A 13,934-nucleotide genomic window follows, 5' to 3' on the forward strand; every position below is an offset into this window, starting at 1 on the left:
GGGCGGGGTCACCACCAGGGGTCGGGGGTTTCCGATGCCCAATCGTTGATCGACTCCAGCTGCGCCGCAAGCGAAATGAGCAGCGGCTCGCTGTTCGCCGGACCCATTAGCTGCACCCCGATGGGCAACCCGTCTTGGGTGAACCCGGCGGGGACGTTGACCGACGGCCACCCGAGCACATTCCACGGCCACGTCATGGGGCAGGCGGCGATCTGTCCGCGGTCCGTGGCGATGCTGCCGACGTTGTCGAAATCGTAAATACCCGTTGGTGGTTGGGCGGTCGTCGGCGCTAGCACAACGTTGAAGCTGCCGAAGATCTTGCCGACGCGTGCCTGCAATCGCGGCTCGGCCGCGCGCGCTCGCCGCAGCGCCCAGCCCGCCAGTCGTCGGCCTGTGCGCATGTTCGTGACGGTGCGCTGGTCCCAATTCGCCCCGGCGTCGAGCCGTTCGCGCCACGGCAGCAGCCCCGCGGTGGCCCGCGGCAGGAAGTTCAGGCCGAGTCCGACGCCGTAGTCCGGATCGCCCTCGGACACCATGTGCCCGAGGGAACGCAGCTGATGGCCCACATAACGGGTGGCGGCTTCGATTGTCGGGTGAATGCTGGCGGGAAACGCCGAGAACGGAACCTTGAGCGACAGTGCGATGCGCAGCTGCCCCGGGTCTTCGTGGACGGCATCCAGCACCCGGACGTGCGGTGGCTGATGCAAATCGCCGGCCACGTTGCCCGACGCGGCATCCAATAACAGCGCGGCGTCGGCGACCGTGCGGGCCAGGGGCCCGTGCACCGTTATCCCGTTGAACGCCTCGGCCAGTGGCCAGGTGGAGATCCGGCCACGTTGCGGCTTGATGCCGATCAGATGTGTCCAGGCGGCGGGAATCCGCACGCTTCCAGCCCCATCCGAGCCGATGGCCCCGGCGATAAGTCCGGCCGCCACCGCCGCAGCGCTGCCGCCCGAGGATCCGCCCGGGGTGTGGTTGCGGCTCCACGGGTTGCGGGTGTGGCCGAAGCCGGGCCCACTGGTGAAGCCCCACTGACCCAGCTCGCAGGTGTTGGTCTTGCCGACGATCACCGCGCCCGCGTACCGCAGCCGTCGTACCAGCTCGGCGTCCTCGGACTCCGAACCGACGGCCCCGGCGGTACCGAACGCGGTTGGGGTGCCCGCCAGATCGGTGTCGTCTTTGATGGCGATGGGCACGCCGAGCAACGGCAGACGCTCACCGGCAGCTAATCGCTTGTCGGCCACCGCGGCGTCCGCGAGGGCGCTCTTGGTGCACACCACCCGGAACGCGTTGAGCGTCGGCTGGCTGGCTTTGATCGCGTTGAGCGCCGCGAGGGTCAGCGAAACGGAGCTGACCGAACCCTCTACCAGCGCGGAGGCCTGGGACGTCAGCGTGGGAAAGCCCGACATGACCAGAAGGGTAAGCCGTCGAAATAGTGCGTCAATGCGGGGATTCGTCGGTACCAGATGGGAAACTCTTCGAATGCGGCTTTATCGGGATCGTGCTGTTGTGCTGCGGCAGCACAAGCTCGGTGAGGCCGATCGCATCGTGACCCTGCTGACCCGCCAGCATGGCCTGGTCCGCGCGGTGGCCAAGGGGGTGCGCCGCACCCGCAGTAAGTTCGGGTCACGGCTGGAACCGTTTGCGCATATCGACGTGCAGCTGCATCCGGGACGCAATCTCGACATCGTCACGCAGGTGCAGGCCATCGACGCCTTCGCATCGGACATCGTCAGCGACTACGGCCGGTACACCACCGCTTGCGCCATCTTGGAGACCGCCGAGCGGATCGCTGGTGAAGAGCGTGCTCCGGCCGTCGCTCTGCACCGCCTCACCGTCGGCGCACTCCGGGCCATCGCCGATCAGCAGCGTCCGCGCGAGTTGGTTCTCGATGCATATCTGTTGCGCGCCATGAGCATTGCCGGATGGGCGCCCGCCATCAGCGAGTGTGCACGCTGCGCCACTCCCGGCCCGCATCGTGCCTTCCATGTGGCGGCGGGCGGCAGCGTCTGCGTGCACTGCCGTCCCGCGGGTGCGGCGACTCCGCCGCCGGGTGTGCTGGAGCTGATGGCCGCGCTCCATGACGGCGACTGGGCGGCCACCGATGACGTGCCGCAGAGCCAGCGCACCCAGGCCAGCGGATTGATCGCGGCGCATTTGCAGTGGCACCTGGAGCGCAAGCTGCGGACACTTCCGCTTGTCGAACGTGGGACCAGGTTAAATATGACCCATGGTGAAGAGCAGCCAGCCCGATCCGCAGCAGGATAAGTACTTCACGGATTGGGCCGACGTCCCGCCCGGCTACGCCCCGACGTTCCCGGACAAGACGGTGTTTCCTGCTGTTTTCCCCAAGCTGCTGCCCGGATCGGGCCCCGGTGGCACGCGGCCACATCCCGCGCCCAAGCATCCCTCGGGTGCCGTACCGCCGGCCATTCCCAAGGAACTGGTGCCCCGGCACGTCGCGGTGGTGATGGACGGCAACGGGCGCTGGGCGCGGGCGCGTGGCTTGCCGCGCACCGAGGGGCACAAGATGGGCGAGGCCACCATGATGGACATGGTCTGTGGTGCCATCGAGATGGGTATCCCGTGGCTGACCACCTACGCGTTCTCGACGGAGAACTGGAGGAGGCCCGCGGACGAGGTTCGATTCCTGATGGGCTTCAACCGTGACGTGGTGAAGCGGCGACGCCATGACCTGAACAACATGGGCGTGCGGTTCCGCTGGGCGGGCCAGAAGACCCGGCTGTGGAGCAGCGTCTACAAGGAGCTCGAGATCACCGAGGAGCTCACCAAGAACAACAGCACGCTGACCTTGACCACGTGCATCAACTACGGGGGCCGGGCCGAGATTGCCGAGGCGACACGGAGGATCGCCCGTCTGGTGGAGTCCGGGCAGCTCAAGCCCGACCGCATCACCGAAGAGACGATCGCCAAGTACCTCGACGAGCCGGACATGCCCGACGTCGATCTGTTCTTGCGGCCCTCGGGTGAGTTCCGGTCGAGCAACTTCATGATGTGGCAGTCGGCATACGCCGAGTTCGTGTTCCAGGAAAAGATGTACCCCGACTTCGACCGCCGCGACCTCTGGGCGGCCTGCCTCGAGTACGCGCAGCGCGACCGTCGATTCGGTACGGCGTAATGACCGAACCCGATAACGGAGCCGACGAGATTCTGGACCGGGTGTACCGCGTGCTGCACCCGGTGCTGCCGGTCACCAAGGAGCCCGATGGTGCGCTGAGGGCCGACTACGAGGGCACGCTCACCTCGATTCGCGCGGTCACCATCGCCGCGGGCCTGGATGTGGTGTCGCTGTCGCAGGTATTGGCCTGGGATGTGGCGGTCAACGCGAAATCGCGGCATCTGGTCGATGGGTTGGCGCAGAAGTCCCTGTTCGGAAACATCCTGTTGATTGCCAAGGGGCGCAAGGCAGATGTGTTGCTGCGCTACAACTTTCCCGCCACCGAGATCTCGGACGAGGCGTTGGTGACGCTCTTACTCATGGTGTTCGCCACCGGGGCCGATGCGCGGAGGGCGCTGGGTAACTAGGAGTTCCGGCGCAGGGCGCTGCAACGACTGCACAGACCGAAGACCTCCACCGTGTGGTGGACAGCGGTGAATCCGTGTTCTTCGGCGATGTTGGTGGCCCACGCCTCGACCGCGCCGGCCTGCACTTCGACGGCGAAACCGCAACTCTGGCAGACCAAATGGTGATGGTGTCCGTCTGAACAGCGCCGGTACACCGATTCGCCGGTGTCGTTGCGCAGCACATCGACCTCGCCCGACGTCGACATCGACTGCAGGGTCCGGTAGACGGTGGTCAGGCCGATGCCTTCGCCGGTGCGTTTGAGTTCGTCGTGCAGCTCCTGCGCCGACCGGAATTCATCGGTCCGGTTCAGCAGCGCGGTGATGGCGGCGCGCTGGCGGGTGGACCGCACGGTGCCCGGCAGGGCTGCCCGCTCTTCGCGGACGTTCATCTCTGTTCCTCGGTGTGCGCCACCGCGTCGACGACGATATGAGAGAGGTGATCGTCGACGAGGCGGTACATGACCTCTCGCCCCTGACGTTCGCCGGAGACCACCCCGGCAGCCTTCAGTACCCGCAGATGCTGACTGATGAGCGGCTGGGCGACACCGACCGCGTCCACTAACTCGTGGACGCAGCGCTGCGATTCGCGCAGCTGCAGCACGATGGCGATACGTACCGGCGCGGCAAGCGCGCGGAGTAGCTCACCGGACTGTTCGAGGATCTCGCGTGGGGGCAGCGGCCCGGGCGGTGTGAGCGGAGCATGTGGTGGCTCGGCATGTGCGGAACTAACCACGGTGTTCACCACGGCGCTTCACCTCAACCTGAATCACGCCCCGGCCTGTCCGGAGACCCAACATGGGGTCCGGCGGCAAACCGGGCCCATCTATTGAGGGTAGTGGCCGATTGCCGATCTGGTGGTAAGGGTGTGGCCGTGGCGGCCGGGGGGCGGTGCCGACTCGGGTCACGACAGTAGTGTGCCGCCGAATCTCCACAAGTTTGCTGAAACATACGAATTCGTCAGCATTAGATGCGGCGGGTGAAGCAGAAGGACCTGCACGTCTGCTCATGGCGGGCGGTTTGATAACGGCGTCCTGGTGTTCACTCCAGGTCGGTCCGCTGGGGTTTCGGGTCTGTCGCATCGTAATTTATGCACCTCAATCGGCTAGTCGTGGGTGAGGAGTGTCACAGCCCGCTCCCAGGTCGCGGCGTTGACACGGCGTCGCCCGATCTCTACGTTATGAAAACGATAATCATTACCAATTAAGTCTATGACGCCTACCTGAGGATGATCGCCATGGCCACCTTTGCTACCGGCACCGACGAGCTGAAGAACACCGACGGTGTGAACCGGCCAGGGTGGTTTGTCAGCAGACGCGTCGACATCCTCTTCGTCTTCGGTTTGGGCGCGTTGTTGTCGGCGGTGCTCTTCGCGGCCGACGGGCACAAGGGCGTATTCCTCGTCGGTGCGGTGACCTTTTCACTGCTCTCCGACCTCCCGCATGTGCTGACGACGACGGCGCGCGTGTGGATGGATCCCCGCGAGCGATCCCGGTTCTGGGCGCACTACGTGATCAGCTTCGCGGTGGTCGCCGTGATCGTCGGCACGTTGTGGTTCGGCGGCTGGATGGTGCCGCTGCTGGCCATCTGGGCCTATTGGCAGGTGTTCCACGTGCTCAAACAGCACTTCGGCATCATCAACATCTATGCGGCGAAGAATGGTTACAAGGGCCCGCGTAACCGGATCAAGTACGCGCTGTACGCCGTCTGCCTGGCTCCGGTGCTGTACCGGGCGAGCCAGGGCCTGAACTTCTCCGAGTATGTGGTCTTCGGTCACCGACTGCCCTTCTCGAACTTGAGCGTGCCGGTGCCGCCCATCCCCGGATTCCTGGTCATCGGTGGATTCGTCTGTGCCGCAGTCATGTTGGGCATCGCTGTCTGGGAGCAGGTGCAGCTGAAGAGGGCCGGGCAGCGCACGCTGCCGGCCATGGCGGTGGCCACCTTCGTCATCGCGGCGCTGTCCTACAACCTGTCCTACCTACTGGTCTCGGATCTCTTCGCGCTCATCCTCATCGCGACGACAACGCACAGCCTGCAGTACCACCTGATCAACTGGACGCGGAACAACACCCGTTTCGCGCGCACCGAGGATCCGGGTGAGAAGAAGCTGCTGCTGGCACGGCTCTCGACGCGCAAGGCGCTGCCGCTCTACATCGCGTTCTTCGGGGGGCTGGGCATCCTCGCCGGGCAGCTCGACACGGTCATCTTCGCGGTCCCGCTCACCTTCGTGCTGCACCACTTCTACATGGACGGCGCGCTGTGGAAGAGCAAGGGCAATCCCGAACTGGCTCATGACCTCGGAATTGTCCGTGCTGGATAACGAACTGATCCAGCAGCCCGCTGGGCAGCGGCAGGGGCGCACGCCGGTCTCGGTGCGCCGCGTCGCGTCGCGTCGTGACGCCAGGCAGTTCGTCTCGATGCCCTGGCGCCTCTACGGTGACGACCCGCACTGGCGCCCGACGCTGCGCCGCGTCATGCACGCGAAGATGAACGCCAAGCACAACCCCCTGCACCAGGAGGTGCAGATTGAGAACTTCGTCGCCTATCGCGGCGACAACCCCGTCGGCCGCATCTCCGCCAGCATCGACTCGGCATACGTGCAGCGCTACGGCGACTGCGCATTCTTCGGATTCTTCGAGAGCGAGGACGACGAAGCGGTTGCGGGCGCCCTGCTGAGAACGGCCGAACAATGGGCCGTGCGCCGGGGTATCACCAAAATGGTCGGCCCGTTCAGCTACACCTCACGCGAGGAGGTGGGCCTGCTGATCTCCGGGTACGACAAGGCGCCGGCGGTCATGCAGCCCTATAACCCCCGCTACTACCCGGAGCTGGTGGAGGCGGCCGGATATCGCAAGAAGTTCGATACCGCCTCCTTCCGATGGCATGTCGACGGCAACCCGCAAGTCCAGCAGCGCCTGCTCAAGCGCGCCGATGCGGTGATGCGTGATCAGGGGGTGTCGGTGCGTTCGGTGCGGATGCGCGACTACGCCGACGAGCTGGAGATGTTGCGTGGGCTCTACAACGACTCCTTCGCGCATCATCCCGAGAATGTCCCGCTCAGCCGCGAGGTGTTCTCGGGTATGGCCGCCGAGATGCGGCCGCTGATCGACCCGAACATCGTGCGGATCGTCGAATCCGCAGGCACCCCAGTCGGATTCCTGCTGATGCTGCCGGACGTCAACGAGGTCACCGGGCGCTCGGGTCGGCTCACTCCCGCGCTGCTGGCACGGCTCGCGGTCCGGTGTCACGGCCGTATCCGGGGAATAGACACCGCCGTGGTGGTGCTCATCGGCGCGGTGCAGACCCAGTTCGGGGCCGGGATCGGGCGAATCCTGGCGGGGGAGATCGTGCGGACAATCACCGGCAGCGGCTACTCGTCGGTGGCTACCACGTGGGTGCATGAGGACAACGTGTGGTCCAATTCGCTTACCTCCCAAATGAAGACAGACCCGGAGAAAATCCATCGGGTCTACCAGAAGGCCCTGTGATGGGCGGCCGGACATTGGTCACCGGGGCTACCGGGTACCTGGGCTCCACCCTCGTCGAGTCCTTGGTGCAGGCCGGCGAGCAGGTCACGGTTCTGACGAACCCGCACGATCCCGCCGTCCTTGGTGACGCGCTGCGCCCGCACGTCGATGTGGCCGCCGCCGACATCACCGATGCGCAGAGCATCGATGAGGCGATGCGCGGTGTGTCCCATGTGTATCACCTCGCCGGTATCGCATCACCGAACTCGCGACTCGGACACAGGATTTGGCAGACCAATGTGCTGGGCACCTACCACGTGGCCCGCGCTGCGCTCGAACACGGCGTGCAGCGCGTGGTGCACGTTTCCTCCACCGCTGCCATCGGGTACCCACGCAACGGCGTGGTGGCCGATGAAGACTTCGACCTGCGCGATTCGGTGCTGGACAACGTGTATTCGGCGACCAAACGTGCGGGTGAGCGTCTGATGCTGGACTTCGCCGAGCGCGGTCTCGATGTGGTGGTCGTGAACCCCGCCGCCGTGTTCGCGCCCGGCACAGGGCCGGCCCGATCCTGGCAGGGCCTGTTGGTCGCCGCCCGCAAGGGCCTGCTGCGCGTGGTGCCACCCGGCGGGACCGCGGTGTGTTCGGCACAGGATTTCGTGGTGGGCATCACCGCGGCAATGGCGAAGGGCGACAACGGGCGCCGGTACATCTTGAGCACCGCCAATCTGTCCTATCGGCAGATCGGGGAGCTGCTCGTGACCGCGGTGGGGCGCGAGCATCCGGTGCGGTCCGCGCCCATGGGACTGTTCCGGGCGGTGGGCAAGGGCAACAGGCTGGTCCGCGACATCTCCTTGCGCTTCGACCCCGACGATGCGCTGATTCCCGAGAACGTCGAACTGATGGCCCGCGAGCTGTACTACGCGCCCGACAGGGCGGTGCGAGAGCTGGGCATTCCCCAGGTATCCACCCACGAGTTGATAGCGGAGTTTGTGCGATGACGGTCGAGGCACGGCAGGTGCAGGGCGGCTCCAAGGAAGTGCTCGGCATTTCGATGGCGGATGCGCGCTCACTGGTGGCAGACCTGGCCGCCCGCCGCCAGTGGATCTATTGGCTGGACCTGGCCGCCTGTGTGATAGTCGGATACACCGCGTTCCTGTTGTGCCCGGCGGGCGATCTGCTCTCACTTCCGGCCGCGGCCTGCATCGTGGTGGCGGCCTTCGCGTTCTACCGCGCCGTGTTGTTTGTCCACGAGCTCGTGCATGCCGAGCGTGACCTGCGCTGGTTCTCGGTGGTATGGCACGTGGTGTGTGGAATCCCGCTGCTGGTACCGAAATTCACCTTCGAGTTTCATCACGAACACCACGCGTCACGCACCTACGGCACCGCCGAAGACGGTGAGTATGTGGCCTACGGCAGTGAGCCGCGATGGCGGGTCATCCTGTTGCCGTTCACCGCGGCGGTCGGCCCGCTGGCGTTCGTCTTCCGGTTCCTGGTGCTGGGGCCGCTGAGCTGGCTGATTCCCGCGATTCGGCCCGCCGTGCTGACGCGGGCTTCGTCTCTCATGATCGACGCCGATTTCGAGCGCCCGTTACCGCCCGCAGGTACACCCCGCTCCTGGCTGATACAGGAAATCGCCTGTTTCGCATACACATCGGCCATGCTGGTGCTGCTGATCCTGGGTGCGTACTCGCCGATGCGGCTGTTGGAGGCGTATCTGGTGGTGGCGCTGGCGTTGTTCGTGAACTGGTTGCGGGTACTGGCGGCACACCGGTACGAGGGCACGACCGAACGCATGACTTTCCCTGAGCAGATCCTGGACTCCATCGATCACCCGTCGGTGCCCGTGCTGGGTGCACTGTGGGCCCCGGTCGGCCTGCGTTTCCATGCGGTGCATCACTTCTTTCCCCAGCTGCCGTACCACCAGCTGGGGGAGGCGCGCCGCCGGCTGGAGGCGGCGATTCCACCGGATGCCGGGTACTGGACCACTGAAGACCGCTCACTTGCCTCATCGTTGCGGCGGCTACTGGCTCACCCACGCAAGGAGGCGTCATGACTGCCGACCAATTGACTTCTACGGCAAGGGAATCTCGGGCGGCCACCTACTCCCGCCGGCTGCCGATACGGCCGATCGAGGCGCGGGGCGCCCGGGTGCGTGCCGACGACGGCCGCTGGTACGTCGATTGCCTCGCCGCTGCCGGTGCCATGTCCCTGGGCTGGAACCACCCGGTCATCAGTGAGGCCGTCATGAAGACGGTGTCCTCCGGGGAGCCGTTGCTCTCACTGGACTTTCACACACCGTCCCGCGACCGGTTCGTCGAGGAGCTGCTTTCGATTCTGCCGGTGAGGCTTGCCGCCGATGCCAGCATCCACTTGTGTTCACCCAGCGGGGCCAGCGCGGTAGAGGCCGCTCTCATGCTCGCCGAGGTTGCCACCGGCGGCCGTGAACACGTTGGGGTACAAGGCGGGTTCCACGGCTGCACGCGGGCCGCGCGCGCGGCGAGCTCCGGTGGGGGGCTGCGGCAGCAGCCGGTGGTGCTGTCGCCACAGGCGAGCTTTCTGCCTTACCCGCAGGAGTATCGCAGCCCGTTCGGCGTGGGCGGGGAGCAAGGCGTCGAACTCGCCATCGCCGCGGCCGATGCGCTGGCGCGTCCGCACAGTGGCGTGACGGCACCGGCATCGCTGATCGCCGAGTTCGTGCTCGGTGAGGGCGGGGTGATTCCTGCCCCGCCGCGCTGGGGACAGGCGCTGCGCCGCACCGCATCGACCCTCGGGGTTCCGCTGATCGCCGATGAGGTGCAGGCGGGCATGTTCCGCACGGGCCCGGCGTGGGCATTCCAGCACTGCGGTATCGAACCCGACATGGTGGTGATCTCGAAGGGGCTTGGATCCGGTATCCCCATCGCGGTCCTGGTGGTGCGCAAGGAGTTCGACGTGTGGGAACCCGGCGCGTTCACCGGGACGTTCCGTGGGAACGCCATGGCCTTCGCGGCCGCCAGTGCCGTGATTCGCTTCGCGCGGGAGAACGGTCTGCGTGCACAGGTGACGGCGCGGGGCAAGACCTTCCTGGATGGCTTGAATGCCATTGCATCCCAATCGAAGCTGGTGGGCGATGTACGCGGGGTCGGACTCATGCTGGGTGTGGAGATCGTGGATCCCGATCTGTCGTGGCGGGATGCCGCCGGTGCACCGGCGCCCGAGCTTGCCGCCGAGATTCAGCGCGCGTGCCTGCACCACGGCCTCATCGTGGAGACCGGTGGCCAGTACGGCAACGTGGTGCGCTTCTTGCCGCCGCTGACCATCGAGGAATCCGATATCGCCGCGGCGCTGAATGCATTTGAGTCGGCACTGGCAGTGGTGGAGCGCACTCGAGCGACCGCCGAGCCGGCATTGGTGGAATCTCGATGACCCTAACCCCAAGTCCCTTCGTGAGTGATTTCCTCACCGGGGAGAGTGCAGACGTGTACCGCGAGGCCGTCATGCTGGCGGCCGACCGGGCCGGCGCCGTGCTGGGCGGTGCCACCAAACCGGGCCTGGTAGAGGGTTATGCGGCGCTGAAAGACGATGCCGGGCGACTCGACCTCGATGACCCCGAGGGTGTCGGGCTGAGCCGCGCCCTGGATGAAGCAGCGGGGCTGCTGGCCGAGAAGTCGGTGGTGGTCACGCATCCGGCGTACCTGGCGCATTTACACTGCCCGCCCGCGCTGCCGTCCCTGGCCGCCGAGGTACTGATCAGTGCGTTCAATCAGTCGATGGACTCCTTCGACCAAGCACCGGCCGCTACTGCGATCGAGCAGCAGGTTATCGAGTATCTCTGCAGCAGAATGGGGTACGGCCCCGGATCGGACGGGACCTTCACCAGCGGGGGTACGCAATCAAACCTGCAGGCATTGTTGCTCGCGCGGGATCTGTTCGCCTACAAAACCTATGGGTGGGACATAGCCGCCCGGGGATTGCCACCCCAGGCCAGTTCGTGGCGTGTGCTGTGCACGCGTCAGACGCATTTCTCGGTGCAACAGGCGCTGCGGCTGTTGGGTCTCGGGACCGCCGCGGTTCTCGAAGTACCGACCGACGAAGCCGGACGGCTGCGCGCCGAGGCACTCGTGGAAATCCTGGAGGATGCGGATCGCGCGGCCACGCCCGTATTCGCGCTCGTACTCACCGCCGGGACAACGGACTTCGGGGCGATCGATCCGCTGGAAGAGCCCATCGCCATGGCGCGGGCGCGCGGGATCTGGAGCCACGTGGATGCGTGTGCGGGTGGGTGCCTGATCTTCAGCGAACAGCACCGAAATCTGTTGCGCGGTATCGAGTCGGCGGACTCGGTTGCCCTGGATTTCCACAAGCTGCTCTTCCAGGCGATCAGTTGCAGCGCCCTGCTGGTGCGTAACCGGGAGAGCCTCGGTGTGCTTGCCGCACATGCCGATTACCTCAACCCCGAAAGTGACTCCGAGCACGATGTCCTCAATCTTGTGGGTAAATCGTTGCAGACTACTCGGCGTTTCGACGCGCTGAAGGTGCTGGTCACTCTGCGTGCGGTGGGACAGCGGCATGTCGCGGCGATGATCGATGCCACTTGTGCGGCGGCGCGCGCCGCGGCACAGGCAGCAGCCGAACATGCGGACCTGGAGCTGGCGGCGCCGGTGAGTACCAACACCGTGGTGTTGCGCTGGCGGCAGCCGGGCGTCCGGTCCGAGGCGTGCGATGGTGTCAATGACGCGGTCCGCGCCGAGCTGGCGCGTACCGGCAGAGCGATTGTGGGCCGCTCCAGTGCGGCTGGGGGACAGGCGATCAAGCTCACCTTCGTCAACCCCTTGGTCACGGCGTCGATGGCGGCCGCGATGGTCTGCGAGATAGCCGCTCACGGTAACCGGATCTGGTCTGCCCGCGTTCCGGAGGCCAGCGCCGTATGAGCAATCCGTTGGTACGCGTCGAGCGTGTGCCCGCCGACGACGCACGCTTTGCCTGGGCCAAGAATGTCGAGTTCACGATTTTCGGTCTGGAGAACGATTTCGCCGGGGATGTCGATATCGCGGCGGGGGAGATGGTGCATTACCGCCCGTGGGAGCGGTCCTCGGAGATTTACGTCGGCTTCACCGAGGAATCGCGCGAGCATCCCGTTGGGGTACTGCGTTCGTTGCGATATGACCCCGAGCTCGGATTCGGTAGCTTCAGCACCTTGCGCGACGCCCGGAGCTTCCGGGGACACGGTGGCCCGGCGCGTAATTATCTGTATCCGCAATGGGATTCGTTCTTCGAGGAGCTGGCGCCGGAGCGTATCGCCGAGCTGGCCACACAGGGCGTGCGCAAGAAGTTCCGGCGCGCCGGAATGATCGAGCAGATCTGGCAGGCATTCTTCGGAGCCCTGGCGGCCGACGGTGTCCAATTTGTGACGGTGGCGCTGGTGGTGCCGCTGTTCGACTGGTACCAGCACCTGCTGCCGCACCGGTTGCACCAGATCGGTGACATTCTGCCCGACTACATCGGTGCCGACAGCGTGCCGGCCGTCCTGGACATCAGCGGCTCGTTCGTCCACGACGCCACCGACGCCGTACGAGACGGCTCACTGCTGACTGCTACCACCGCACTTCCGTCCCCCGATAAGGAAAGAACCAGATGAGATCGATTCACACCGAAGAACATGTCTTCCGCAAGGTCAGCGAGATCGACTGTCCCGTAGACAAAGTGTGGGAGCGGGTGACCACGCAAGAGGGCATCAACGACGAGATGGGCCCGTACATGAAGATGACGATGCCCAAGCAGTTCCGGGGCCGTTCCATCGCGGACGTCACTCCGGGCACCCGGATCGGTAAGAGCTTCCTGCTGTTGTTCGGTGTTCTGCCCTTCGGGTTCGACGACATCACAGTGGCCCGGCTCGAGCCCGGCCGGATGTTCCGTGAGGAGTCGCTCATGACCGGTATGCGGGTGTGGGTGCATCACCGCACCCTGGAACCGGTGGCATCCGAGACGGGCGAAAAGACACGGGTGACCGACGAGATCACCCTTGCCCCGCAAGCGCCGTTGGGGCTGATCCCCGGGTGGGGGAGATTGATGAGCAAGGTCCTGGCGGCGTTCTTCGCGCACCGGCACCGGCGGCTGAGCCGGACCCTGTCCGCCACCGGGGCTCTGCGATGAGACGTCTGGGCACGGCCGCCGCCGTTGCGCTGTCGGCCGCGCTGGCCGCCGCCTGCGCACCCGTGAACGAGGAGGCCGGGAGGCCGGTTGGACATGCCTTCGCACTGTTGAAATATCCGTCTGCACAGGGAGATCCGGCGTCTGAGCCGCAGGGTAAGTCACCTTTCGGTGACTACGCGCTGGAGGTCGCCGGCTCGGTCACCTATCTCGGGGAGACCACTGCGCTACCCGGTGCCGGTGTCATGACCATTGGCCCGGGCCCGCGGCGCGGAGAACTGAAGATCGAACAGTATTACCAGGGCGACCGATTCCCCTACGAAACCGGAATCGTCTCCGGCGGGGAGGGTAAGCCCAGCACCCTGGATGCCATCACTATCGTCAACCCGCTGGATTCGCGGGTGACACTGCAATGCACCATCGACGGTGGAATCACCCTGTCCGACATAGATAGTGAGCGTGATCTCAGCGGCACCTGTGGCGGGGGAGCCAAGGCCCACGGTCACATCAAACCCGAGGGCACCCGCAAGGCGAATTGGCGCGACAAGCCGGTTGAACTCGTACGGACCGTCCTGGATCTCACCGTCACCGGCGCAAGCAGTGGCCAGATCCACCAGATCAACGAGGTACCCAAGGACAGCACGGTTGGCAGCTTCCCGCTGTACACGTCGATCGACGTGAACATGACGGCCCAGGGCATCAGCCTCGCCGAGAAGCTGGAACGCCACGTCCTCCCGAAAGTGAAGGGCTGAG

General features: G+C 65.6%; 15 protein-coding genes. 12 read left to right on the forward strand and 3 right to left on the reverse strand.

Going from position 1 to position 13,934, the window contains the following annotated elements; all coding sequences use genetic code 11:
- Positions 1 to 8: 8 nt before the first annotated feature.
- Positions 9 to 1,409, reverse strand: coding sequence for an amidase (locus AOT83_RS18445; protein ID WP_057964119.1), 1,401 nt, complete (start codon positions 1,407 to 1,409; stop codon positions 9 to 11).
- Positions 1,410 to 1,482: 73 nt separating this feature from the next.
- Here AOT83_RS18445 and recO point away from each other — a divergent pair, with 73 nt between their 5' ends.
- From recO to AOT83_RS18460, 3 genes are read left to right on the forward strand one after another with little or no spacing between them, the layout of a single operon-like run.
- A complete protein-coding gene (gene recO, locus AOT83_RS18450) occupies positions 1,483 to 2,268 on the forward strand; it encodes a DNA repair protein RecO (RefSeq protein WP_030095199.1) in 786 nt (261 codons plus the stop codon).
- Positions 2,231 to 3,139 (forward strand): isoprenyl transferase, encoded by a 909-nt coding sequence (locus AOT83_RS18455; protein WP_030095200.1) that lies wholly within the window; start codon positions 2,231 to 2,233, stop codon positions 3,137 to 3,139. The genes recO and AOT83_RS18455 overlap by 38 nt, the downstream gene beginning before the upstream one ends.
- Complete coding sequence (locus tag AOT83_RS18460) at positions 3,139 to 3,546, forward strand: hypothetical protein (RefSeq protein WP_057964118.1); 408 nt, start codon at positions 3,139 to 3,141, stop codon at positions 3,544 to 3,546. The genes AOT83_RS18455 and AOT83_RS18460 overlap by 1 nt, the downstream gene beginning before the upstream one ends.
- Here AOT83_RS18460 and AOT83_RS18465 read toward each other — a convergent pair.
- Complete coding sequence (locus AOT83_RS18465; RefSeq protein WP_030095202.1) at positions 3,543 to 3,935, reverse strand: Fur family transcriptional regulator; 393 nt, start codon at positions 3,933 to 3,935, stop codon at positions 3,543 to 3,545. The genes AOT83_RS18460 and AOT83_RS18465 overlap by 4 nt on opposite strands.
- 35 nt (positions 3,936 to 3,970) lie before the next feature.
- A complete protein-coding gene (locus tag AOT83_RS18470; protein ID WP_057964117.1) occupies positions 3,971 to 4,330 on the reverse strand; it encodes a metalloregulator ArsR/SmtB family transcription factor in 360 nt (119 codons plus the stop codon).
- A gap of 489 nt (positions 4,331 to 4,819) precedes the next feature.
- Here AOT83_RS18470 and AOT83_RS18475 point away from each other — a divergent pair, with 489 nt between their 5' ends.
- The 9 genes from AOT83_RS18475 to AOT83_RS18515 are packed head-to-tail and all read left to right on the forward strand — an operon-like array spanning position 4,820 to position 13,933.
- Entirely contained in the window at positions 4,820 to 5,902 is a 1,083-nt protein-coding gene (locus AOT83_RS18475; protein ID WP_030095204.1) for a hypothetical protein, read from the forward strand.
- Positions 5,874 to 7,070: an N-acetyltransferase gene (locus AOT83_RS18480; RefSeq protein WP_079378645.1), complete on the forward strand. Its 1,197-nt coding sequence runs from the start codon at positions 5,874 to 5,876 to the stop codon at positions 7,068 to 7,070. The genes AOT83_RS18475 and AOT83_RS18480 overlap by 29 nt, the downstream gene beginning before the upstream one ends.
- Positions 7,070 to 8,050, forward strand: coding sequence for an SDR family NAD(P)-dependent oxidoreductase (locus tag AOT83_RS18485; protein ID WP_057964116.1), 981 nt, complete (start codon positions 7,070 to 7,072; stop codon positions 8,048 to 8,050). Before AOT83_RS18480 ends, AOT83_RS18485 begins: the two co-directional genes overlap by 1 nt.
- Positions 8,047 to 9,105 (forward strand): fatty acid desaturase, encoded by a 1,059-nt coding sequence (locus tag AOT83_RS18490; protein ID WP_057964115.1) that lies wholly within the window; start codon positions 8,047 to 8,049, stop codon positions 9,103 to 9,105. Before AOT83_RS18485 ends, AOT83_RS18490 begins: the two co-directional genes overlap by 4 nt.
- Positions 9,102 to 10,457, forward strand: a complete 1,356-nt coding sequence (locus tag AOT83_RS18495; protein ID WP_057964114.1) for an aminotransferase class III-fold pyridoxal phosphate-dependent enzyme — start codon at positions 9,102 to 9,104, stop codon at positions 10,455 to 10,457. The genes AOT83_RS18490 and AOT83_RS18495 overlap by 4 nt, the downstream gene beginning before the upstream one ends.
- Positions 10,454 to 11,962 carry a pyridoxal-dependent decarboxylase gene (locus AOT83_RS18500; RefSeq protein WP_057964113.1) on the forward strand — a complete coding sequence of 503 codons (1,509 nt, stop codon included), beginning with the start codon at positions 10,454 to 10,456 and terminating at the stop codon, positions 11,960 to 11,962. Before AOT83_RS18495 ends, AOT83_RS18500 begins: the two co-directional genes overlap by 4 nt.
- Positions 11,959 to 12,669 (forward strand): hypothetical protein, encoded by a 711-nt coding sequence (locus tag AOT83_RS18505; protein WP_057964112.1) that lies wholly within the window; start codon positions 11,959 to 11,961, stop codon positions 12,667 to 12,669. Before AOT83_RS18500 ends, AOT83_RS18505 begins: the two co-directional genes overlap by 4 nt.
- Positions 12,666 to 13,184: a hypothetical protein gene (locus AOT83_RS18510; RefSeq protein WP_030095211.1), complete on the forward strand. Its 519-nt coding sequence runs from the start codon at positions 12,666 to 12,668 to the stop codon at positions 13,182 to 13,184. Before AOT83_RS18505 ends, AOT83_RS18510 begins: the two co-directional genes overlap by 4 nt.
- Positions 13,181 to 13,933 (forward strand): hypothetical protein, encoded by a 753-nt coding sequence (locus AOT83_RS18515; protein WP_057964111.1) that lies wholly within the window; start codon positions 13,181 to 13,183, stop codon positions 13,931 to 13,933. Before AOT83_RS18510 ends, AOT83_RS18515 begins: the two co-directional genes overlap by 4 nt.
- Position 13,934 lies beyond the last annotated feature (1 nt).

The sequence above is a fragment of the Mycobacteroides sp. H001 genome (assembly GCF_001440005.1).
Lineage (GTDB): Bacteria > Actinomycetota > Actinomycetes > Mycobacteriales > Mycobacteriaceae > Mycobacterium > Mycobacterium gwanakae.

Coding starts and splice junctions, on each gene's coding strand:
- AOT83_RS18490 (WP_057964115.1), top strand. CDS start 8,047: ATGACGGTCGAGGCACGGCAGGTGCAGGGCGGCTCCAAGGAAGTGCTC.
- AOT83_RS18475 (WP_030095204.1), top strand. CDS start 4,820: ATGGCCACCTTTGCTACCGGCACCGACGAGCTGAAGAACACCGACGGT.
- AOT83_RS18500 (WP_057964113.1), top strand. CDS start 10,454: ATGACCCTAACCCCAAGTCCCTTCGTGAGTGATTTCCTCACCGGGGAG.
- AOT83_RS18515 (WP_057964111.1), top strand. CDS start 13,181: ATGAGACGTCTGGGCACGGCCGCCGCCGTTGCGCTGTCGGCCGCGCTG.
- AOT83_RS18455 (WP_030095200.1), top strand. CDS start 2,231: ATGGTGAAGAGCAGCCAGCCCGATCCGCAGCAGGATAAGTACTTCACG.
- AOT83_RS18505 (WP_057964112.1), top strand. CDS start 11,959: ATGAGCAATCCGTTGGTACGCGTCGAGCGTGTGCCCGCCGACGACGCA.
- recO (WP_030095199.1), top strand. CDS start 1,483: ATGCGGCTTTATCGGGATCGTGCTGTTGTGCTGCGGCAGCACAAGCTC.
- AOT83_RS18485 (WP_057964116.1), top strand. CDS start 7,070: ATGGGCGGCCGGACATTGGTCACCGGGGCTACCGGGTACCTGGGCTCC.
- AOT83_RS18495 (WP_057964114.1), top strand. CDS start 9,102: ATGACTGCCGACCAATTGACTTCTACGGCAAGGGAATCTCGGGCGGCC.
- AOT83_RS18480 (WP_079378645.1), top strand. CDS start 5,874: ATGACCTCGGAATTGTCCGTGCTGGATAACGAACTGATCCAGCAGCCC.
- AOT83_RS18445 (WP_057964119.1), bottom strand. CDS start 1,409: ATGTCGGGCTTTCCCACGCTGACGTCCCAGGCCTCCGCGCTGGTAGAG.
- AOT83_RS18460 (WP_057964118.1), top strand. CDS start 3,139: ATGACCGAACCCGATAACGGAGCCGACGAGATTCTGGACCGGGTGTAC.
- AOT83_RS18510 (WP_030095211.1), top strand. CDS start 12,666: ATGAGATCGATTCACACCGAAGAACATGTCTTCCGCAAGGTCAGCGAG.